At 63.8% G+C, this 20442-nt stretch carries 20 protein-coding genes; 16 read left to right on the top strand and 4 right to left on the bottom strand.

Annotated elements, in window-relative coordinates; translation table 11 throughout:
* The 14 genes from IVB47_RS10775 to IVB47_RS10840 all read left to right on the top strand — a co-directional run.
* A partial coding sequence (locus IVB47_RS10775; RefSeq protein WP_247461491.1) for a TOBE domain-containing protein occupies positions 1-448 on the top strand: 448 nt, incomplete at its 5' end.
* A 78-nt stretch (positions 449-526) separates the two neighbouring features.
* A complete protein-coding gene (locus tag IVB47_RS10780; protein ID WP_027517383.1) occupies positions 527-1840 on the top strand; it encodes an ABC transporter substrate-binding protein in 1314 nt (437 codons plus the stop codon).
* Positions 1841-1906: 66 nt separating this feature from the next.
* The gene (locus tag IVB47_RS10785) at positions 1907-2854 is read left to right on the top strand and encodes a sugar ABC transporter permease (RefSeq protein WP_247360480.1); all 948 of its coding nucleotides are present in this window, start codon (positions 1907-1909) and stop codon (positions 2852-2854) included.
* A gap of 2 nt (positions 2855-2856) precedes the next feature.
* On the top strand, positions 2857-3732 hold the full coding sequence (locus tag IVB47_RS10790) for a carbohydrate ABC transporter permease (protein ID WP_007592322.1): 876 nt from the start codon (positions 2857-2859) through the stop codon (positions 3730-3732).
* 79 nt (positions 3733-3811) lie between these two features.
* On the top strand, positions 3812-4798 hold the full coding sequence (gene denD / locus IVB47_RS10795) for a D-erythronate dehydrogenase (protein WP_247461494.1): 987 nt from the start codon (positions 3812-3814) through the stop codon (positions 4796-4798).
* Between the two features lie 23 nt (positions 4799-4821).
* Positions 4822-5802: a sugar kinase gene (locus tag IVB47_RS10800; protein WP_247461497.1), complete on the top strand. Its 981-nt coding sequence runs from the start codon at positions 4822-4824 to the stop codon at positions 5800-5802.
* Positions 5803-5815: 13 nt separating this feature from the next.
* Positions 5816-6466 (top strand): bifunctional 4-hydroxy-2-oxoglutarate aldolase/2-dehydro-3-deoxy-phosphogluconate aldolase, encoded by a 651-nt coding sequence (eda, locus tag IVB47_RS10805; protein ID WP_204510940.1) that lies wholly within the window; start codon positions 5816-5818, stop codon positions 6464-6466.
* Positions 6467-6525: 59 nt separating this feature from the next.
* Positions 6526-7695 carry an acetyl-CoA acetyltransferase gene (locus IVB47_RS10810; RefSeq protein WP_027569542.1) on the top strand — a complete coding sequence of 390 codons (1170 nt, stop codon included), beginning with the start codon at positions 6526-6528 and terminating at the stop codon, positions 7693-7695.
* A gap of 128 nt (positions 7696-7823) precedes the next feature.
* Complete coding sequence (locus IVB47_RS10815) at positions 7824-8030, top strand: hypothetical protein (protein WP_027517389.1); 207 nt, start codon at positions 7824-7826, stop codon at positions 8028-8030.
* Between the two features lie 121 nt (positions 8031-8151).
* Positions 8152-9375, top strand: a complete 1224-nt coding sequence (locus tag IVB47_RS10820) for a CoA transferase (protein ID WP_247461499.1) — start codon at positions 8152-8154, stop codon at positions 9373-9375.
* Positions 9372-10508 (top strand): thiolase family protein, encoded by a 1137-nt coding sequence (locus tag IVB47_RS10825; protein ID WP_027569544.1) that lies wholly within the window; start codon positions 9372-9374, stop codon positions 10506-10508. Before IVB47_RS10820 ends, IVB47_RS10825 begins: the two co-directional genes overlap by 4 nt.
* Positions 10505-10864, top strand: a complete 360-nt coding sequence (locus tag IVB47_RS10830; protein WP_027569545.1) for an OB-fold domain-containing protein — start codon at positions 10505-10507, stop codon at positions 10862-10864. Before IVB47_RS10825 ends, IVB47_RS10830 begins: the two co-directional genes overlap by 4 nt.
* Positions 10865-11413: 549 nt before the next feature.
* Positions 11414-11941 (top strand): carboxymuconolactone decarboxylase family protein, encoded by a 528-nt coding sequence (locus IVB47_RS10835; RefSeq protein ID WP_249806651.1) that lies wholly within the window; start codon positions 11414-11416, stop codon positions 11939-11941.
* 25 nt (positions 11942-11966) lie between these two features.
* Entirely contained in the window at positions 11967-12269 is a 303-nt protein-coding gene (locus IVB47_RS10840) for a nucleoside triphosphate pyrophosphohydrolase family protein (protein WP_027569547.1), read from the top strand.
* A gap of 5 nt (positions 12270-12274) precedes the next feature.
* On the opposite strand, the gene glsA is transcribed toward IVB47_RS10840, so the two are convergent.
* From glsA to IVB47_RS10860, 4 genes are all read right to left on the bottom strand, one after another.
* Entirely contained in the window at positions 12275-14122 is a 1848-nt protein-coding gene (gene glsA / locus IVB47_RS10845; RefSeq protein ID WP_247461504.1) for a glutaminase A, read from the bottom strand.
* 22 nt (positions 14123-14144) lie between these two features.
* Positions 14145-16220, bottom strand: a complete 2076-nt coding sequence (locus tag IVB47_RS10850) for a TRAP transporter permease (protein WP_247461507.1) — start codon at positions 16218-16220, stop codon at positions 14145-14147.
* 35 nt (positions 16221-16255) lie between these two features.
* A complete protein-coding gene (locus IVB47_RS10855; RefSeq protein ID WP_247461509.1) occupies positions 16256-17422 on the bottom strand; it encodes a TAXI family TRAP transporter solute-binding subunit in 1167 nt (388 codons plus the stop codon).
* Positions 17423-17588: 166 nt separating this feature from the next.
* Entirely contained in the window at positions 17589-17810 is a 222-nt protein-coding gene (locus IVB47_RS10860) for an acetyl-CoA carboxylase biotin carboxyl carrier protein subunit (RefSeq protein ID WP_027569551.1), read from the bottom strand.
* Positions 17811-17904: 94 nt separating this feature from the next.
* Between IVB47_RS10860 and IVB47_RS10865 the strand changes: the two genes are divergently transcribed.
* Positions 17905-18879, top strand: coding sequence for a helix-turn-helix domain-containing protein (locus tag IVB47_RS10865; RefSeq protein ID WP_247286556.1), 975 nt, complete (start codon positions 17905-17907; stop codon positions 18877-18879).
* On the top strand, positions 18809-20368 hold the full coding sequence (locus tag IVB47_RS10870; protein ID WP_247461512.1) for a carboxyl transferase domain-containing protein: 1560 nt from the start codon (positions 18809-18811) through the stop codon (positions 20366-20368). Before IVB47_RS10865 ends, IVB47_RS10870 begins: the two co-directional genes overlap by 71 nt.
* Positions 20369-20442: the final 74 nt, after the last annotated feature.

Consider the following 20442-nt stretch of genomic DNA (forward strand, 5'->3'; position numbering starts at 1 on the left):
CGTTATGCACGATGGCATCGTCGAGCAGATGGGTACGCCGCTCGAGCTCTACGACAAGCCCGAGAACCAGTTCGTCGCCGGCTTTATCGGCTCGCCGTCCATGAACTTCCTGAAAGGTCATGTGCGCGTCAACGGCGTTGCGACCTTCGAGGGGCCGAATGGCGTCAAGCTGCCGCTCAGGAACGCGCCGGCGGCGTCCGACGGGCGTCCCGTTGTTTACGGCGTGCGTCCCGAGCATTTCACCATCGCTGACGACGGTGCCGATGCCGAGATCGTGGTGGTCGAACCGACCGGCTCGGAAACGCAGGTGTTTGCGAAGCTCGGCGGTGAGCAGGTCGTCGCGGTCTTCCGCGAACGTCACCAGTTCAATCCGGGTGACAAGGTCAAGCTGAAGCCCGATCCCTCCGTGATTCATCTGTTCGACGAGGCGACGGGCAAACGCGTGTAGCGACGCCAAAGAACTGCCCAAGCAGAACTGCCCAATACAAGACGACCCAATACAAATATAAAATTTAGGGAGAGAACGATGAGCGATTTCGACAGGCGAAGTGTGCTTAAAGTCGGTCTGGGCGGCGCGGCGCTGCTGGCCGGCCCGGGTATCGTCCCGGTGCGCGCGGCGGAGTGGACCAACACGCCCGAGCCAAACGCCTCCATCCGCGTCTTGCGCTGGAAGCAGTTCATTCAGGCCGAGTTCGACAAATTCGCCGAGCAGACCAAGGCGTTCTCCGAGAAGACCGGAGTCAAGATCAAGCTCGAGGCCGAGAGCTGGGAGGACATCCGTCCCAAAGCCGCGGTCGCCGCCAATGTCGGCGCCGGTCCTGACCTGATCATCGGAACGCTCGATGATCCCCATAAATTCCCGGAAAAGCTGATCGACATGACCGACGTCGCCGACTATCTCGGCGCGCAGTATGGCGGCTGGTATCCGGTTGCCGAACGCTACGGCAAGAAGGGCAACAGCTGGATCGCCATTCCGCAGGGCGCGACCGGCGGCTGCCTGAACTACCGCGTCAGCCACGTGAAGGCCGCCGGCTTCGATGAATTCCCCAAGGACACCGCCGGCTTCCTCAAGCTCTGCCAGGCGCTGAAGAAGAACAACACGCCGGCCGGCTTCGCGCTCGGCCACGCCACGGGCGACGCCAACGGCTGGTGCCAGTGGGCGCTGTGGGCCTTCGGCGGCAAGGTCGTCAACGACAAGAACGAGGTCGTGATCGACTCGCCGGAGACGATCGCCGCGCTCGAATACGTCAAGCAGCTCTACGAGACCTTCATCCCCGGCGTGCTGTCGTGGAATGACTCGAACAACAACAAGGCGTTCCTCAACGGCGAGCTCAGCCTGACGCTGAACGGCATCTCGATCTGGACCGTCGGAAAGAACTCGACCGATCCGAAGCAGCAGGAAATCGCCAAGGACATGAACCACGCGCCGATGCCGATCGGTCCCGTGGGCGTGTCGACCGAGCAGCAGAACGTGCTCGTCTATTACGGTTACAAGCACTCGAAGTATCCGAAGGCCGTCAAGGAATACATCAAGTTCATGATGGACAAGGCGAACTACGACGCCTGGGAGGTCTCCTCCAACGGCTACGTGTCGCCGCCGCTTCCGGCCTACAACGACAACCCGGTGTGGACGTCGGATCCGAAGATCACGCCGTATCGCGACTGCCTGAAGCGCTGCCGCGACAACGGCTATGCCGGCGATCTCGGCTATGCCTCGGCCGCCGTGATGGGCGACTTCGTCGTCGTCGACATGTTCGCGGAGGCCGCGTCAGGCTCCGTGACGCCGAAGGCGGCAGCCGCACGCGCAGCCGAGCGCGCCAAGCGCTACTACCAGGTCTGATCAGCTCCAATCTACGCGGCGTCCGGTTCGCCGGACGCCGCGACTTTTCGTCGAGGGGAATCCGACATGGCAGTTATGGCCGAGTCCGTTGCCGCGCAGGTCAAGCGCAGCAGCTTGTGGACCAGAGCATTCGAGAGCCGGAATTTCCTCGGCGCGATGTTCATGGTGCCGGCGATCGCCATTCTCATCCTGTTTCTGGCTTACCCGCTGGCGCTGGGCTTCTGGCTCGGCATGACCGACACCAAGATCGGTGGCGCCGGGCGCTACATCGGCTTCCAGAATTTCGTCTCGCTGGCGAAGGACTCGGTGTTCTGGCTTTCGGTGTTCAACACCATCTTCTACACGGTCGCCGCCAGCGCGGTGAAATTCGCCATCGGCCTCTATTTGGCGCTGCTGCTCAACGAACGGCTGCCGATGAAGTCGATGGTCCGCGCCATCGTCCTGTTGCCCTTCGTCGTGCCGACGGTGCTCTCTGCGATCGCGTTCTGGTGGATCTATGACAGCCAGTTCTCGATCATCTCCTGGGTGTTGATCAAGGCCGGCCTGATAACACGCTATATCGACTTCCTCGGCGATCCCTGGAATGCGCGCTGGTCGGTCGTCGCCGCCAATATCTGGCGCGGCGTGCCCTTCGTGGCGATCACGCTGCTGGCGGGATTACAGACCATCTCGCCCTCGCTCTATGAGGCCGCCAATCTCGACGGCGCCACCAATCTGCAGCGCTTCCGCCACATCACGCTGCCGATGCTGTCGCCGATTATCGCGGTCGTGATGACGTTCTCGGTGCTGATGACCTTCACGGACTTCCAGCTCATCTACACCATCACGCGGGGTGGGCCGATCAACTCCACCCATCTGATGGCGACGCTGTCGTTCCAGCGTGCCATCACCGGGGGCAATCTGGGCGAGGGCGCGGCGATCTCGAACGCGATGATTCCGTTCCTGGTTGCGGCGATCCTGCTCAGCTTCTTTGGGCTTCAGCGTTCCCGCTGGCAGCAGGGCGGGAGGGACTGACCATGACCACGGCAGACGACCAAAGCGTCGGAATGGACTACCTCGAGAGCTTCCCGCGGAAGTTTTTTCGGGTCTACCTTCCGCTCGGCCTGATCATCTTCTTCCTGCTGTTCCCGTTCTACTGGATGGCGGTCGCGACGTTCAAGCCGGACGCGGAAATGTACGACTACGAAAAGTACAATCCGTTCTGGATCGTGCATCCGACGCTGGAGCACATCAAGAAGCTGTTCTTCGACACCGACTATCCGCTCTGGATGTGGAACACCGTGATCGTCTCGGTGTCCTCGACCTTCATCTCGCTATTCGCCAGCGTCTGCGCCGCCTATGCGATCGAACGCCTTCGCTACAAGGGCTCGCGCTATGTCGGCCTTGCGATCTTCCTCGGCTATCTCGTGCCGCCCTCGATCCTGTTCATTCCGCTGGCGGCGATCGTGTTTCAGCTCGGCCTGTTCGACGGCAATCTGGCGCTGATCCTGACCTATCCGACCTTCCTGATCCCGTTCTGCACCTGGCTGCTGATGGGCTATTTCCGCACCATCCCCTATGAGCTGGAGGAGTGTGCGCTGATCGACGGGGCGACGAGGCTGCAGATTCTGATGAAGATCACGCTGCCGCTTTCGCTGCCGGGCGTGATCTCGGCGGGCATCTTCGCCTTCACGTTGTCCTGGAACGAGTTCATCTACGCGCTGACCTTCATCTCCTCGTCCGAGAACAAGACGATCCCCGTCGGCGCGATCACCGAGCTCGTCAATGGCGACGTCTACCATTGGGGTGCGCTGATGGCGGCGGCTCTGACCGGCTCGGTTCCCGTAGTTATCCTTTATTCCTTCTTCGTGGAGTATTATGTGTCGGCGATGACCGGCGCCGTGAAGGAGTGATCGCGGGGCCTGCCTCGAGAGCGCGCCAGGACGAATCGCCGAAATCGGCGCGTTCCGGCCAATAAAAAGGAGTAGGCTCTTGCACATTCTGGTTCTGGGCGCCGCCGGCATGGTCGGCCGCAAATTGTGCGAACGGTTGTTGCGGGACGGCCGGCTTGGCAAGAGCGACATCACCAAGCTGACCATGCATGACGTGGTCGAGCCGAAGACGCCGGAAAAGGCCGGTTTTGCCGTCGAGACCGTATCGAGCGATTTTGCCGTCCCGGGTGCGGCCGAAAAGCTGATCGCCGGCCGTCCGGACGTGATCTTTCATCTCGCCGCGATCGTCTCGGGCGAAGCCGAGCTCGATTTCGACAAGGGCTACCGCATCAATCTCGACGGCACGCGGATGCTGCTCGATGCCGTCAGGGTCGCAGGCGGCGGCTACAAGCCGCGCGTGGTCTTCACGTCCTCGATCGCGGTGTTCGGCGCGCCGTTTCCCGATGCGATCGGCGACGAGTTCTTCCACACGCCGCTTCTGAGCTACGGTACGCAGAAGGCGATCGGCGAATTGCTGCTGGCCGACTATTCCCGCCTCGGCTACCTCGATGGCATCGGCATCCGCCTGCCGACCATCTGCATTCGGCCCGGCCTGCCCAACAAGGCGGCATCGGGCTTCTTCTCCAACATCCTGCGCGAGCCGCTGGCCGGCAAGGAAGCGGTCCTTCCCGTGTCCGAGGACGTCCGCCATTGGCATGCCACGCCGCGCTCCGCCGTCGGCTTCCTGCTGCATGCCGCCACCATGGACCTCGCCGCGGTGGGGCCGCGCCGCAATTTGACCATGCCGGGCCTGTCGGCGACGGTTGGCGAGCAGATCGCTGCGCTGAAACGCGTCGCCGGCGACAAGGTCGCCGCCCGCATCAAGCGGGAGCCCGATCCCTTCATCGTCGGTATCGTCGGCGGCTGGCCGCGCAACTTCAATGCAAAGCGGTCGCTCGAACTCGGCTTCACCACCGCCGAAAAGACTTTCGACGACATCATCCGCATTCACATTGAAGACGAGCTCGGCGGCAATTTCGTCACGTGATCTCTGACTGAGCGGGTAAAGTGATGGCGAGCGTTGCTTGCATCGGCGAATGCATGGTCGAGCTCCGGCAGGCCCAGGGTGGACAATCCGCCGGACATTCCAGCGGGCAGGGCGGGGGCCTCTACTCGCGTGGATTCGGCGGCGACACTCTCAACACGGCCGTGTACCTCGCGCGGCTCGAGGTCAAGGTCGATTATCTCACCGCGCTTGGCGACGATGCCCTGAGCGATGAGATGATCGCTGCCTGGACTGCGGAGGGCGTCGGCACGAGGCGCGTCGCGCGGCTGCCCGGCAAGCTGCCCGGCCTCTACATGATCCAGGTGGACGCGAAGGGCGAGCGCCAGTTCTTCCACTGGCGCGACAGTGCGGCGGCGCGCCAGCTGATGAATCTGCCGGAGACGGACGATCTCCTCAACTCCCTGATGAGCTACGACATCATCTATCTCTCTGCCATCACGCTCTCGATCTACGACGCGGCCGGGCGCGAGCGTCTGTTCGCGGCGATCAAGCGTGCGCGCCTGCTCGGCACCCGCTTCGTGTTCGACACCAATTTCCGCGCGCGGGGATGGCCCGATCGCGACGTCGCGCGCGAGGTGTTTTCAGCCGCCTTCGCGGCTGCCGACATCGTGCTGACCTCGACCGAGGATCTGCTCGCCCTCTATCCCGGCGAAAGCCACGAGCAGTTGATGGCGCGCATCCCGACCCCCGAGCTGGTGTTCCGGCTCGCGGAGCCGGTCAGCCTGCTGCGCTTTCCCGGGGGCCCCTACGAGGTCCGCGCCGAGCCCATGACCAAACCCGTGGTCGACACCACCGCGGCCGGCGACAGCTTTGCGGCGGCCTATATCGCGGCGCGGCTCGCCGGTTCCGACCCGGTCGAGGCCGCCCAGGCCGGGCACCGCCTCGCCAGCCTCGTGATCTGCTATTCCGGCGCCATCATTCCGGGTTATGCCATGCCGCCGAAGAAACGGCACCGGCCGGCGACGACGCGTCAAGCGACCAAGTGAAACGAAAGCCAAGATGACCACGACTGCCCAGCAGAACCACCTCGCCGCGCTGTTCAAGGCCGCGACCGTCATTCCCGTCCTCACCATCGAGCGTATCCAGGATGCTGTGCCGCTGGCGCGTGCGCTGGTGGCCGGCGGCGTCCGTACGCTGGAGGTGACCATGCGTACCCCTGTTGCGATCGAGGCTGCGAGGGCGATGATGGCCGAGGTGCCCGAGGCGGTGGTCGGCATCGGCACGATTCTCAATCCGGCTGACTTTACGCGTGTCGAGAAGCTCGGCGTCGCCTTCGGCATCAGCCCGGGCTTGACCCCGGACCTGTTGAAGGCCGCCACCCATAGCTCCTTGCCGTTTGCGCCGGGTATCGCCACGGCGTCCGAACTGATGATGGCGCTATCCTACGGCTTCGACATTGCAAAATTTTTCCCGGCCGAGCAGGCCGGCGGCATCAAGGGGCTGCGTTCGCTGGGTGGGCCGTTCCCGAACGTGCGGTTCTGCCCGACCGGGGGGGTCGGCGAGGCCAATGCGGCGACCTGGCTCGCGGAGCCCAATGTGGTCGCGGTCGGCGGTTCCTGGCTGTGCCCGACGGCGGAGATCAGGGCCGGGAACTGGGCCGGCATAACTGCCATCTGCCAGCGCACCCTCCAGGCCCTTAAACCCGCGTGAAGTCTTGCCATCCCTGGGCTAAGACTTAGGTCAGCAAGAGACCGCCAGGGAGATAGACCATGACCGCCAGCATCGTCGGATGGGCGCATACGCCGTTCGGCAAGTTCGACACCGAGACCGTGGAAAGCCTCGTGGTGAAGGTCGCCAATGAGGCGCTGGCGGATGCCGGCATTTCGGCTGGCGATGTCGACGAGATCGTGCTCGGCCATTTCAACGCCGGCTTCTCGCCCCAGGATTTTACCGCCTCGCTGGTGCTCCAGGCCGACCCGAAGCTGCGCTTCAAGCCGGCGACCCGGGTCGAGAACGCCTGCGCCACCGGCTCCGCCGCCGTCCATCAGGGCGTGCGCGCGATCGCGGCCGGCGCGGCCAGGATTGTCCTCGTCGTCGGGGTCGAACAGATGACGCGCACGCCGGGGCCGGAGATCGGCAAGAACCTGCTCAAGGCGTCCTATCTGCCTGAGGACGGCGACACCGTCGGCGGCTTCGCCGGCGTGTTCGGCAAGATCGCCAGCTCCTATTTCCAGAAATACGGCGACCAGTCCGATGCACTGGCGCTGATCGCGGCCAAGAACCACAAGAACGGCGTCGCCAATCCCTTCGCCCAGATGCGCAAGGACTTTGGCTTCGAGTTCTGCCGCGCCGAGAGCGAGAAGAACCCCTACGTTGCCGGCCCCCTGAAGCGCACCGACTGCTCGCTGGTCTCAGACGGTGCCGCTGCCCTGGTGCTGGCCGACGCGGAAACCGCCAAGGGCATGAGCAAGTCGATCGGCTTCCGCGCCACCGCGCACGCCCAGGATTTCCTGCCAATGTCCAAGCGCGACATCCTCCAGTTCGAGGGCTGCACGGTCGCCTGGCAGCGCGCGCTGGAGAAGGCGGGCGTTACACTGTCCGATCTCTCCTTCGTCGAGACCCATGACTGCTTCACCGTCGCCGAGCTGATCGAGTACGAAGCGATGGGCCTGACGCCGAGGGGGCAGGGCGCCCGTGCCATCAAGGAAGGCTGGACGCTCAAGGACGGCAAGCTGCCGGTCAATCCGTCCGGCGGCCTGAAGGCCAAGGGCCATCCGATCGGCGCCACCGGCGTCTCCATGCACGTGATGACCGCGATGCAGCTCGCCGGGCAAGCGCCGGAGGGCATGCAGCTCAAGAATGCAAAGCTCGGCGGCATCTTCAACATGGGCGGTGCGGCGGTCGCCAACTACGTCTCCGTGCTGGAGCCGTTGAAGTAAGCCCCGATCTCGGAGGGTGCGCAAAGGCGCGCAAGCGTCGTGCCCACCATCTTGTTTGCGCTAGATCATGGTGGGCACGCTTCGCTTTGCCCACCCTACGGCACCGATTGATTCGCGGGACATGCATCATGAGCAATGACTACGAAGATTCGCTGTCGATGGACGCACTCAACGATCGCATCGCGATTCTCGAGGACAATATCCGCCAGCTCATCGAGCAGGCCGCGGCCGCCTCGGGTGAGCAGAACGAGTCGCGGATCGCGGACCGCATCAACCAGCAGAATGAGGAGCTCGACCGTCTCCTCAAGATTCGCGAATCCCGTCAGAAGAAATAGCGGCCCTTCGCCGCCGGCGCATGCGGCCATACGCCGGCCGCCCTTGCGCACGCGACGCCGCTGCCGTTAGCTGGACCGAAATCGCAGGGCTCATCTGAGCCCGCGCAATCGGGAGCGAACGATGGGACCGCTGAAGGGCATCAAGGTCGTCGACATGACCACCGTGCTGATGGGTCCCTATGCGACCCAGATGCTCGGCGACTACGGCGCAGACGTCATCAAGGTGGAATCTCTGGACGGCGACGTCACCCGCCTGATCGGTCCGATGCGGCACGCCGGCATGGGCCCGGTGTTCCTCAACACCAACCGCAGCAAGCGCTCGATCTGCCTCGACCTGAAGAAGCCCGCCGGCCGCGGGGCCGTGCTGCGCTTGCTGAAAGATGCCGACGTTCTCGTCTACAACGTCCGCCCGCAGGCAATGGCGCGGCTTCAACTGGGCTATGACGTTGTTGCCAAGATCAATCCGCGTTTGGTCTATGCCGGCGTGTTCGGCTTCGGCCAGGACGGGCCGTATGCTGCAAAACCCGCCTATGACGATCTGATCCAGGGCGCCACCGCGCTGCCGGCTCTGATGGCGCAGACCGGTGACGGCGTGCCGCGCTATGTGCCGAACGCACTGGTCGATCGCATTGTCGGCCTTACCGCCGTCGGCGCGATCTGCGCCAGCCTCGTGCACCGCGACCGCACCGGACGCGGTCAGCGCGTCGACATCCCGATGTTCGAGACCATGGCCGGCTTCGTCATGGGCGACCACATGGGCGGGCTCACCTACGAGCCTCCGCTCGACAAGGGCGGTTACGCCCGCCATCTCTCGCGCGACCGCCGGCCCTACAAGACGTCGGACGGCTATCTCAGCGTCATCGTCTACAACGACAAGCAGTGGGAAAACTTCTTCAAGGCGACGGGACGCGACGATCTGCGGGCCGACGCGATGTTCGCGACATTCGCCGGCCGCGCCGCCAATATCGACGTGGTCTATGCCGAGCTCGCGCGCATCTTCGAGACGCGTTCCACAACGGAATGGATCGACCTGCTCACCAAGGCCGATGTGCCTGTGATGCCGATGCACGATCTCGCGTCGATGCTGCACGATGAGCATCTGGAGGCGACCGGCTTTTTCCCAGTGGTGAACCATCCAACTGAAGGGCCGATCCGGAGTATGAGGGTGACGGCGACCTGGTCGGAGACCGAAGCCGAAACGGTGCGGCTCGCGCCGCAGCTGAACGAGCACGGCGCGGAAATCCTCCGTGAGGTCGGCTACTCCGCGGACGAGATCGACGCCATGGTCCGCGATGGCGTCACCCGTTCGCCGCCCCGTAATGACGATGCACAGGTGCGTCCGTGAGCTTCATCACCGGTGTCGGCCTCACGCCTTTCGGCAAGCACGAAGGTTCGTCCTCGCTCGACCTGATGAGCAGGGCCGCGCAGGCCGCGCTCGACGACGCCGGGCTCGAGCGCGCCGACATCGACGGCATCCTCTGTGGCTACTCCACCGTCTCGCCGCACATCATGCTGGCGACCGTCTTTGCCGAGCATTTCGGCATCCGTCCCAGTTACGCCCACGCCGTCCAGGTCGGGGGCGCGACCGGCCTCGCGATGACCATGCTGGCGCATCACCTCGTCGAGGCTGCAGTCGCCCGCAACGTGCTCGTGGTCGCCGGTGAGAACCGTCTCACCGGACAGAGCCGCGATGCCTCGATCCAGGCGTTGGCGCAGGTCGGCCATCCCGACTACGAGGTGCCGCTCGGCCCGACCATTCCCGCCTACTACGGTCTGGTCGCCAACAGATACATGCACGAATACGGCGTGACGGAACAAGACCTCGCCGAATTCGCCGTGCTGATGCGCGCCCATGCCTGCACCCATCCCGGCGCGCAATTCCGCGATTCCATCACTGTTGGCGACGTCATGGCCTCGAAGCCGGTGGCGATGCCGCTGAAGCTGCTCGATTGCTGCCCGGTGTCCGACGGCGGCGCCGCCTTCGTCATCAGCCGCGAGCGGACCGGAGAGGCCGGCGTGCGCATTCGCGGCTGTGCCCAGGCTCATACCCATCAGCACGTCACTGCAGCGCCCGCCCTAAGCGAACTCGGCGCCGAGATCTCCGTCGCCCGCGCCAGGGAGGCCACCGGCCTCGCGATTTCCCACGTGCGCTACGCGGCGATCTACGACAGCTTTACGATCACGCTCGCGATGCTGCTGGAAGACCTTGGCCTTGCTGGCCGGGGCGAGGCAGCCGCACGCGTGCGCGCCGGCCATTTCAGCCGCGACGGCGCGATGCCGCTGAACACCCATGGTGGCCTGCTCAGCTACGGTCATTGCGGCGTGGGTGGCGCCATGGCGCATCTTGTCGAAACGCATCTGCAGATGACGGGGCGAGCGGCGAATCGTCAGGTGCGCGACGCCTCGATCGCGCTGCTGCACGGCGACGGCGGCGTGCTGTCGTCTCACGTCAGCATGTTCCTGGAGCGGGTGCGATGAGCGAGCGTCTAGCCGACTGGACCAAGGGCGAACAGGCCGTCATTTATCAGACCTGCACCGCATGCGGCCATGTGCAGTATTTTCGTCGCGCCTTCTGCGCGGCCTGCGGCGCGTCCGATCCGCGCGAGCAGCGCGCCAGCGGCAAGGGCAGGGTCTACGCGACGTCGCTGGTCTGTCGCGCCGCCACGCCCGAGACGCGCGCGCACGTGCCTTACAACATCCTGCTGGTCGATTGCGCCGAGGGTTTTCGCATGATGGCGCATGGTGAGAATGATCTCGCCATCGGCGATGAGGTCAGCGCGAGCTTCAAACGGTTCGCCGGCAAGCTGGTGCCGTTCTTCGCCAAAGACGGATAGTGAAATTGGATGTAGCCCTGATTGCGCTGCGCTCCATCTGGGCTACTGCAGCAACGCAAGCGGTGGGATCCGTCATTCGGGGGCGGTCCTGAGAGACCGAGCCTGGAACGGGAATTCTGGGCCTGGCCTGTGCGAGGGCCACCCCGGAATGACGAAAGCACTCACCCGACTCTTAACTAGCGCCCGTAGAACAGGATGCTGGCGATGACGAGCATTGCCATCACCGCCAGCATATGCGCGAACGCTTCCGAGGCCGCCCCCTTGGTGGCTTCCTTCATGCCGTTTTCTCCCTAGACTTGGGCGTGACTCATCGATGCGCGGTTAGCGCCCAACGGCCAATTGTTTTTACTCGGAACACCCCTTGCGAGTATCCGCAGCGATCAAGTCCCCACGCGGCGAATATCGACTGTACCAAGGTCGTTCAGCAATGCGGCGGCATTTTGACTCGATGTTGTTGCTCCTGCGGACGCGCAAGAATACAGTTTCGTGGAACTTTCGCCGCTAACGACAAAAAGCATCAAAGGCTTAGGGAAAAACTTCAGGAAAATCATGGCCCGTATCAACTACAGCGACCCGTCCAATGCATCCGACCGCACCCGCGAAATCCTCGACAAGAATCGCAATGCCAACATCTTCCGCATGATGTCGCATTCGCCGAGCTACTTTGAGCAATACTGCCGCCTCGGCGGTGCCATCCGCCACAAGGGCGAGCTCGATCCGATCGTGCGCGAGCTAGCGATCACCCGCACTGGCATCCTGTGCGAGGCGCCGTATGAGATCGTCGCGCACAAGCGTATCGGCAAGAATGTCGGCGTAACCGACGAGCAGAACGAGGCGCTCGAGAACTGGCAGGCCGCCAAGTGTTTCGACGAGGTGCAGCGTGCCGCGCTCGCCTTCACCGACGAGATCGTGAAATTGAACAAGCCTACAGACGCTGCCTTCAGGGCGATCGCGTCAAAACTGACACCCGCCGCACTGGTCGAGTTGCAGCTTTCGGTTGGCTTCTACATCATGACGTCAAAGTTTTTGGAGACGTTTGAGATCGATCTTCAGCCGGTCACGGAAGTGGTGGGCTGATCCAAAGCCGCGGCGAGGGATGCCGATGACGATCGATGAATATGCGGCCTGGGCCGCCACCGTTGCAAAAGTCGATGAGCGTCCGTCCAACGAACGGCTGTCCTATCTCGGGCTCGGCCTCGCCGGCGAATCCGGCGAAGTCGCCGACCACATCAAGAAGCTGCTCCGCGATGACTGGCTCGACCAGGCGGGCCTCGTCGAAGAGCTGGGTGATGTCATCTATTACTGGGCATGCCTGTGCGTGGCGACCGGCCAGCAGCCATCCGAGCTGCTCAAGACCAGTGCCGCCAAGATCAAGCGGCGGATCAGCGAGGCGGCGAGCCGCTAGGCCGCTCAGGTCGACGTCAGGATATCCACCCTGGCGTTGGCGACGATCAGGCGGTCGGCGAGAAGCTGCGCAAGATTGCGCATGATGCGTTCGCTGGCGTGCGGGTGCTGCTTGCGGAAGCGTTCGAACGCTTTCAGAGGCGCCTCGAACGCGGTCGCCGCCATATCCGCGAACACGTCGGCGGAGCGAGTGGTCTCGATCAGCGCCATCTCGCCGAACGCCATGCCGGCGGTGAGTGTTGCGAGCCGTACTCCGTCGGGCAGGGTGACATGCACCGCGCCGCTGCGCAGGAAGAAAAGGGAATCGGCTGCGGCGCCCGTGGTGAGGATTTTCGCGCCAGACTGATAGGTCCGGATTGTGCAGATCGAGGCGAGGTCGGTCAGCTCTTCCTCGCTCATGCCGGCCAGCAGCGGCTGCTCGGCAAGCTCGGTGGTCTCGTGGAAATCGATCGAGCCTCCGTACCGATAGATGATCTGGTCTTCCGCCCATTCGATCGCGGTGTCGAGCAAATAGAAGTCGCGGACGTTCTTGAGCTCGGCGGTCCATTCCCGCAGGCTGTCCCATTCCTTGGAGGCACGCCTGACGCCTGACAGCACGACGGTCACATTCAGCACCGCGAGTTCCTCGAACGCTTCTGCCACCAACCGCGCTCCGGCGCGTGTGGTGGAGGTGACGCGGTGGAGATCGAAGATCACGAATTGCGGCCGCGGCCGCCCCGCAAGCCGGCGCGAGACATAGTCGACCGCCGACAGCGACAGCGTGCCGACCAGCTCGATGATCCGCACCTCCTGCTCGTGGGCTGCGAGAATATCGCGCTCCTGCGGGCGGCGCACGCGCCGCGACGGACTCTTGCCGATGTCGTAATCGGCGATGACGGCGTTGCGCGCGTCGTCGCTCCGGTTGAGCATGTGCAAATCGTAATGCGAGGACAGCGCCTCGCACACCTTGATGCCGCGCACGCTATTGCCGTGCTTGTCGAGCCTTGGCGAATAGCTGCCGAGCCCGAGGCGAGCGGGGAGGGCGGCGAGAATTCCGCCGCCGACGCCACTCTTGGCGGGGATGCCGATCCGGTAGATCCATTCGCCGGCATAGTCGTACATGCCCGACGACGTCATCACCGAGAGCGTGCGCGAGATCGCGTAAGGCGTCAGCACCTGCTCGCCGGTAACCGGGTTGACGCCGCGGTTGGCGAGCGTTGCCGCCATCACCGCGATGTCGCGCGCGGTGACCAGTACCGCGCATTGCCGGAAATAGACGTCGAGCACGGCGGCGACATCGTCCGAGATCACCGCATTGGTCTTGAGGAGATAGCCGATGGCGCGATTGCGGTCGCCGGTCTGGCTTTCGGAAGCGTAGACGGCCTCGTCGACGGCGAGGTCGCGGCCGGCAAAACGACCGAGCGCGAGGCGAATGTGCTCGAAAGCGTCCGGACCCTTGCTGTCGTGGATCAGCCCGGTGCAGGCGATCGCGCCGGCATTGACCATCGGGTTGAACGGATGGTTGTCCGAGTTGAGCCGGATCGAGTTGAAAGGATCGCCGGAGGGCTCGACGCCGATCGAGCTCTCGACCCTGTTTGCGCCGAGCAGGTCCAGCGCCAGTGCGAACACGAACGGCTTTGACATCGACTGGATGGTGAAGGGTACCCTGGAGTCGCCGACCTCGTAGACATGACCGTCCAGGGTCGCGAGGCTGATGCCGAAACAAGCAGGATCGGCCTTGCCGAGCTCGGGAATGTAGTCGGCGACCGCGCCCGAGGTCTCCGCCGAGAATTCGTTGAGGCAATTGTCCAGAAACCGCAGCAATGGCGGCTTCGAGCGGGTCCAGGCGGTGGCGAGTGGCGAAAGCGGTTTCATCGCCTCTCTTTGTGCAACGCAATCAGGGCACGCGCAACCCGTCCGGCACCATGGTCTGCCGCCGGACCAGCAGCAAGGCGAGCAAAACCGTGGGGACGAGGATGGCGAGGCCGAGCAGCGTCACCTGCATTTGCGATAGCGGCATGATGCCGCCGCCGGGGGTGGCCACCACGAACCCGCCGATCACCAGCAGCACGCGGATCGGCCATTCCAGCGCACCGGCGCCGCGGAGATCGCCGACGAAGGGCTGGTAGCCCTGGATGCCCCCGCAGATGAACAGCGTGCCGAACGCCGCAAGCGCCATCAAACCGAGGCCGGCCAAATAGGGGCTCGGCCCCTGCAGCACCAGCGCGGGATTGAGCACGAAGAAGAACGGGATGAAATAGATGATGCTGCCGACCCACATCGATTCCCAGCCCGTCTTCATCGCCGGCGAGCCGGCAATACCTGCCGCCGCGAACGAGGCGATCGCAACTGGCGGGGTGATCGACGACAACATGCCCCAGTAGAAGATGAACATGTGCACGGCCATCTTGTTTAGCCCGAGCTTCTCCAGCGCCGGTGCGACCAGGATGGCGAGGAAGATGTAACAGGCCGTCGTGGTCAACCCGAGGCCGAGGATCAGGCTGGTGAGGGCGCACATGCCGAGCAGCAGGAACGGATTGTCACCGGCAATGCGCAGCAGGTCGTTGGCGAGGCTCGACACCACGCCTGTCATTGAGAAGGCGCCGATCAGCAGGCCGCAGCCGGCGAGGATGCCGACGAGCTCGACGAAGGTGCGGCCGTTGACCTCGAGGAATTTGCCGATGGTCGCCACAGTCCAGCGCGTGTCCTTTGCGAACAACTGGTTGAGGACCAGAAGCAGTGCTGTGGCGTAGAATGGCGCATGGCTCTCGCGCTTGAAGTAGAGCAGCATCACGATCAGCAGCGCGATCACGAAGACGTAGTACCAGCCGTCCCGGATCGTATCCATGACCCGCGGCAGCTCCGCGCGCGGAATACCCTTCAGCCCGTGTCGTGCGGCGTAGGAATCGACCTGCATGAACAGGCCGATGTAATAGAGCGCGGCGGGAATGATGGCCGCGATCGCGACATCGGCGTAGCTGACATTGAGGAATTGCGCGATCACGAAGGCGGTTGCACCCATCACCGGCGGCGCCAGCACCGCGCCGGTCGAGGCACAAGCCTCGATCGCGCCGGCATAAGATGCGCGAAAGCCGCTCTTCTTCATCACCGGAATGGTCATGGTGCCGGCGGTGAGCACGTTGGAGATGATCGAGCCCGACATCATGCCGAGCAGGCCGCTGGCGAAGATGCAGACCTTCGCCGCGCCGCCGCGGAAGGTGCCGCACAGCGCGAAGGCGAGATTGATGAAGAACTTTCCGGCGCCGGTCATCATCAGCGCGGTGCCGAATACCAGGAAGCCGATCACGGTGTCGGCAAACGCCTGGATGGGAATGCCGAGCAGGCTCTCGCCCGACAGCACGTGATAGGCGGTCGCCTGCTCCAGCGTCGACTGCGTGCCGCGGAACGGACCTAACCAGCTGGATTCTGCGAACAGCGGATAGACGGTGAAGGGGAGCACGCTCAGTAGCAGGCTCCAGCCGCCGGTCCGGCGCAGCGCCTCCATCAGCATCACCCACATCACGAGACCCGCGGCTGTCACGCTGTTCGGCGCGCCGCCGAATTCCCAGCCGGCCTCCGCGGCCTTGCGCACGTTCGACATCAACACAAGCGCTGCGGCAAAAGTCACGACGAAGCAGAGAAGATCATACCAGGGAATGCGGTCGAGCGGCGCGCGTGCGGTTCCCGGGAAGATCAGGAACGTGAACGGTAGCATCAGCGCGATCAGGAGATAGAAGTACTCCGTGTTGAGCTGGGTGTAGCCGACGAAGAAGCGCAGCGAGAATTGCTGGTTGATGCAGAGCAGGACGGTCGCGGCGGTCGCGACGACGAGCATCCAGCGCCACGCGCCGGGCAAGCTTCGGACGCGCGTGACCTCCGCTTCCTGCATGTTGCCGGCGGCGCCATGCGGATCGTCGAACACGATCCGCTTGGCCTCGTCCTGCGCGGCGGTAGAGACTGAAGCAGACGACATGATCGACCCCGCGCGTGGGCAATAAACGCTGAGAACTAATCCTCGAACCCGTTCGGCATGTCGGTCTTCGCAAGGGCTGTGGCACGCGCCTTCATCCAGCCGTCGAGGAACGCCTTGTCATCCGCAGGCGGGTTGGACTTTCCGTAGTCGGTCCACGCTGCGCCAAGCACCTCCTGGCGCTTGATCAGTCTGTTGTTGTGAGCGTCCTGCGCGTCGCTCCATTGCCCGGCTTCCTTCAGCGCCTTTACCGCGCCGGGATGCACCGGCACCACCCAGTTCTTGGTCTGGCGATCGGCCGCAAGCCCGCCGGCGCCGGGCGCGGCGTCCTTGTAGGAATCGTAGTTCACGATCATGGCTTTGGTGATCGCATAGACCTGGTCGGGGGCTTGCGAGGCGTAGGCGACGAAAATCGGGTAGGGGTAGTTACCGAGCTCGATCGGTTTGTCCGGCGAGATGCCGGCGCCGCAGGTCGCGGTCTGCGGGAAAAAGAATGAGCCGACCTTCTGCATCCGCGCCCAGCCTTCCTTGTCCTTGGCGGGCAGCGGCGGCCAGATCAGGCCGCGCGGCGAGGTCTCGGCTTCCTTGGCGGGGCCGGTGATGGTGGTCCCGAAGGCCGCGTCGGTGTCGTTGTTGATCAGGCCCTTCCACATCGCGCCGTAGCTTGCGAACTCGACGACCCTGACGTCCTTCTGCGTCAGGCCGGCGAAGGCGAGCACCGCGAGCGAGTTCTGGTTCAGCGCCGGCGAGCCGACGACGAATCCGACGCGCTTGCCCTTGAGATCCTTCAGCTCCTTCACGCCTGTATCCGCAGCCACGCCGAGCGTGCCGCAATTGCAGTCGACGGATGAGAGCAGGATCTGGAGCGGTTGCGGGCCCCACTCCCTGGAGCCGAACTCGAACACGCCTTCCTGCGCGAAATAGGTCCCCGATCCCATCGCCGCGGAGACCGCACGCTTGGCGCGCAGCGGCGCCAGACGCGCGACGTCGTTGCCTGCGGGGAGCACGCGCACGTCGGTCGAATATTTGTCCTTCATCATCTTGCCGACGCCGACCGCGATGTTGAAGCCGGCGGTGCCGGTGTCATAGGCGGTGAACGTCAATGTCGTCGGTAGCTTGATGTCTTCGGCGAATGCATAGCGTGTAGACGCAAAAGAAAGGCCCGCCACCAAGGCAGGCGCGAGCACGATCAGCCCACGAAGCATGTTTCCCTCCAATGATCCTCGCGTTTGCCGCGACGATTTTCTTTCTTTGTTTGAAACAGGTTTTGTTTGAAACGGATCATGTCATCGCGATCAAGCAATGGCAACGCCGTACCGCGAACGCAGCAATGAGGCTGACAGATTGTCGCGGAAAAGACGGAGAATGCAGTCAGTTCGCAACGATCGCGATCGCCTGTCCCTCGGCAACGACGTCGTCGATCTTCACCAGGATAGATGTGATCTCGCCGCTCACAGGAGAAAGCACAGGTATCTCCATCTTCATCGCTTCGACCAGCACAATCTCATCACCATCCGCAACGGTTCCTCCAACTTGCACGGGAGTTGAGCAGATGCGACCCGCGATCTCCGTGACGATCTTAATCTCTGGCATGCCATCGCCTTCTTCTTGTGGTCGCAAAATGCCTGAGGTAGTTTCTTCTGCAAGCGGAATTTAATTCCGCACAGCGGAACAAGCGGTAGGGATCATGGGACGACGTTCAGAGCGGTTGAGTAGACAAGGTGCGCTCGCCGGCGATGCCGGTGAGGGTGATGTCATCCAAGTGGTGTCGCGCGCGTTCGACGTGTTACGATGCTTCGAGGGCCACGATAGCAGGCTCGGCAATCTCGAAATTTCAAACCGCTGCGGCCTGCCGCGCTCGACCGTGTCGCGGCTCACGCACACGCTGACGCGAATGGGTCAGCTGGTCTATCTGCCGCGCGATCAGAAATATCGCATCGGGCCGAGCGCGGTGGCGATGAGCGCCTCGATGATGAAGGGCGCGCAGCTGCGCAGCATGATTCGCCAGCGGCTCCAGGAAGTCGCCGAGCAACTGCCCGGCACGGTTGGTTTCGTGGTGCCCGATCGCTTCCATCTGGTCTATCTCCAGTTTGCGCGCTCGGCCTCGGCACTCGGCCTGCACGAGGGCACCGGCAGCCGCATCTCGATGGCCTCCACTGCTGCGGGCGCAGCCTACACCGCGGCATTGGCGCCCGAGGTCGGCGATGCCTTCATCGCAGACATGGAGCGGGAAGCTCCCGAGGCTGCGAAAATCCTGCGGCCCCGCATCGAGGCCAATCGGCAGTCGCTGCATGAGCGCGGCTATGTCGTGGCCTGCGGCTTGTGGAGCCCGCACATCAACGGGCTCGCGGTGCCGATCTGGTCGCCGCAGTATCAGACGTTTGTGGTGATCACGATCGGTCTTCTGTCGTCGATGTATGACGAGCAGCGTCTGCATGCCGAAGTCGCCCCGTTGATGGTCGCGCTCGGCCGCTCGCTCGGCAGCCTGATGGACGGCGCGGAGGGCGACGTATTCAACGCCCGCATCCCGCGCAAACCGGTCGCCATGGCCGTGCACAACAATAACAAGCCGATCAATTCGGAGGGAGTGAATGAACTGGAAGTCGGAACTCGACGAGCTCGCCCGGCGCGAAGCCTTCGCGCGGGAGATGGGCGGCGTTGACAAGGTCAAGCGTCAGCATGACCAGGGCCGACTGACTGTTCGGGAACGTATCGACAGACTGACCGACAAAGGCAGCTTTCACGAAATCGGTGCCGTCTCCGGCGTCGGCGAGTACGATTCCAGCGGCGAGTTGCAGAAATTGACGCCGGCGAACTGCGTGTTCGGCCGTGCCCGCGTCGAAGGCCGCACCGTCGTCGTGGTCGGCGACGATTTCACCGTGCGCGGCGGCTCGGCGGACGCGTCCATCTCCGCAAAACCGCTGATGGCGGAGGAGATGGCGCATGATCTCCGCCTGCCCATCGTCCGCATCATCGAAGGCTCGGGCGGCGGCGGCTCGGTCAAGACCATCGAGACCAAGGGCGCGGCGAACCTGCCGGGTGGTATCGGCGGCACACGCTGGTATCGCTTCACCACCGAAAACTTGTCGCGCGTGCCCGTGGTCGCGCTCGGCCTCGGCTCGGTCGCAGGGCTCGGTGCCGCGCGTCTTGCCGCCAGCCACTATTCCATCATGACCCGGAAGTCCGCGATGTTCGTCGCAGGCCCGCCGGTGGTGAAGGCGCTGGGGCAGGATCTCTCGAAGGAAGAGCTCGGCGGCGCCGACATCCAGACCCGCGCCGGCGCGGTCGATCATGCCGTCGACACCGAGGAGGAGGCCTTTGCCTGCGCCCGGCGATTCCTGTCCTATCTGCCGTCGTCGGTTGACGGGCTGCCGCCGACCTTGCCCTGCACCGACAATCCGGAGCGCACCGAAGAGGCGCTGATGAGCGCGGTGCCACGCAACCGCAAGCAGGTCTACAAGATACGGCCGATCGTCGAACAGGTCGTGGACAAGGGCTCGTTCTTCGAGGTCGCCAAGAATTTCGGCAAGCCGATCATCGTCGGCCTCGCGCGGCTCGAGGGCAGGGCGGTGATGGTCCTTGCCAGCGACAGCTTTCACTATGGCGGCTCCTGGACGGCGGACGCCTGCCAGAAAGTGGTGCGCTGGGTCGACTTCGCAGAGACCTTCCATTTGCCGATCGTCTATCTCATGGACTGCCCCGGCTTCATGATCGGGCTCGATGCGGAGAAGGCGGGCACCATCCGCCATGGCGTTCGCGCCATGGCCGCGGTCAACCAGACCACGGTGCCCTGGTGCACGGTGATCCTGCGCAATGCCTTCGGCGTCGCCGGCGTGGTGCATCAGCCCGCCGACCGCTTCTCGATCCGCTACGCCTGGCCGTCGGCCTATTGGGGCTCGCTCCCGCTCGAAGGCGGCATCGAAGCCGCCTACCGTGCGGACATCGACGCGGCTGAGGACAAGGCGGAGAAACTGAAAGAGATCGAGGACCGCCTCAACAAGCTGCGCTCGCCGTTCCGCTCCGCCGAAAAGTTCTGGGTGGAGGAGATCATCGATCCCAGGAAGACGCGGTCGCTGCTGTGCGAGTTTGCGCGGCTGGCGGAGCCATTGCGAAAGCCGGGGCCGCCGGGGAAGTTTTCGATCAGGCCGTAGTTTCAGCCGTCACTGCGAGCCGCTGATGCCGACCTCTGCCCAATGCCAGTTGAGCAAAATTGATCTATCGCAAC

This window comes from Bradyrhizobium sp. 62 (genome assembly GCF_023073035.1).
GTDB lineage: Bacteria > Pseudomonadota > Alphaproteobacteria > Rhizobiales > Xanthobacteraceae > Bradyrhizobium.

Excerpts from the sequence above, each read along its gene's own strand:
- IVB47_RS10780 (WP_027517383.1), top strand. The coding sequence starts at position 527 with ATGAGCGATTTCGACAGGCGAAGTGTGCTTAAAGTCGGTCTGGGCGGC.
- IVB47_RS10785 (WP_247360480.1), top strand. The coding sequence starts at position 1,907 with ATGGCAGTTATGGCCGAGTCCGTTGCCGCGCAGGTCAAGCGCAGCAGC.
- IVB47_RS10790 (WP_007592322.1), top strand. The coding sequence starts at position 2,857 with ATGACCACGGCAGACGACCAAAGCGTCGGAATGGACTACCTCGAGAGC.
- IVB47_RS10800 (WP_247461497.1), top strand. The coding sequence starts at position 4,822 with ATGGCGAGCGTTGCTTGCATCGGCGAATGCATGGTCGAGCTCCGGCAG.
- eda (WP_204510940.1), top strand. The coding sequence starts at position 5,816 with ATGACCACGACTGCCCAGCAGAACCACCTCGCCGCGCTGTTCAAGGCC.
- IVB47_RS10810 (WP_027569542.1), top strand. The coding sequence starts at position 6,526 with ATGACCGCCAGCATCGTCGGATGGGCGCATACGCCGTTCGGCAAGTTC.
- IVB47_RS10815 (WP_027517389.1), top strand. The coding sequence starts at position 7,824 with ATGAGCAATGACTACGAAGATTCGCTGTCGATGGACGCACTCAACGAT.
- IVB47_RS10820 (WP_247461499.1), top strand. The coding sequence starts at position 8,152 with ATGGGACCGCTGAAGGGCATCAAGGTCGTCGACATGACCACCGTGCTG.
- IVB47_RS10830 (WP_027569545.1), top strand. The coding sequence starts at position 10,505 with ATGAGCGAGCGTCTAGCCGACTGGACCAAGGGCGAACAGGCCGTCATT.
- IVB47_RS10835 (WP_249806651.1), top strand. The coding sequence starts at position 11,414 with ATGGCCCGTATCAACTACAGCGACCCGTCCAATGCATCCGACCGCACC.
- IVB47_RS10840 (WP_027569547.1), top strand. The coding sequence starts at position 11,967 with ATGACGATCGATGAATATGCGGCCTGGGCCGCCACCGTTGCAAAAGTC.
- glsA (WP_247461504.1), bottom strand. The coding sequence starts at position 14,122 with ATGAAACCGCTTTCGCCACTCGCCACCGCCTGGACCCGCTCGAAGCCG.
- IVB47_RS10850 (WP_247461507.1), bottom strand. The coding sequence starts at position 16,220 with ATGTCGTCTGCTTCAGTCTCTACCGCCGCGCAGGACGAGGCCAAGCGG.
- IVB47_RS10855 (WP_247461509.1), bottom strand. The coding sequence starts at position 17,422 with ATGCTTCGTGGGCTGATCGTGCTCGCGCCTGCCTTGGTGGCGGGCCTT.
- IVB47_RS10860 (WP_027569551.1), bottom strand. The coding sequence starts at position 17,810 with ATGCCAGAGATTAAGATCGTCACGGAGATCGCGGGTCGCATCTGCTCA.
- IVB47_RS10865 (WP_247286556.1), top strand. The coding sequence starts at position 17,905 with ATGGGACGACGTTCAGAGCGGTTGAGTAGACAAGGTGCGCTCGCCGGC.
- IVB47_RS10870 (WP_247461512.1), top strand. The coding sequence starts at position 18,809 with ATGAACTGGAAGTCGGAACTCGACGAGCTCGCCCGGCGCGAAGCCTTC.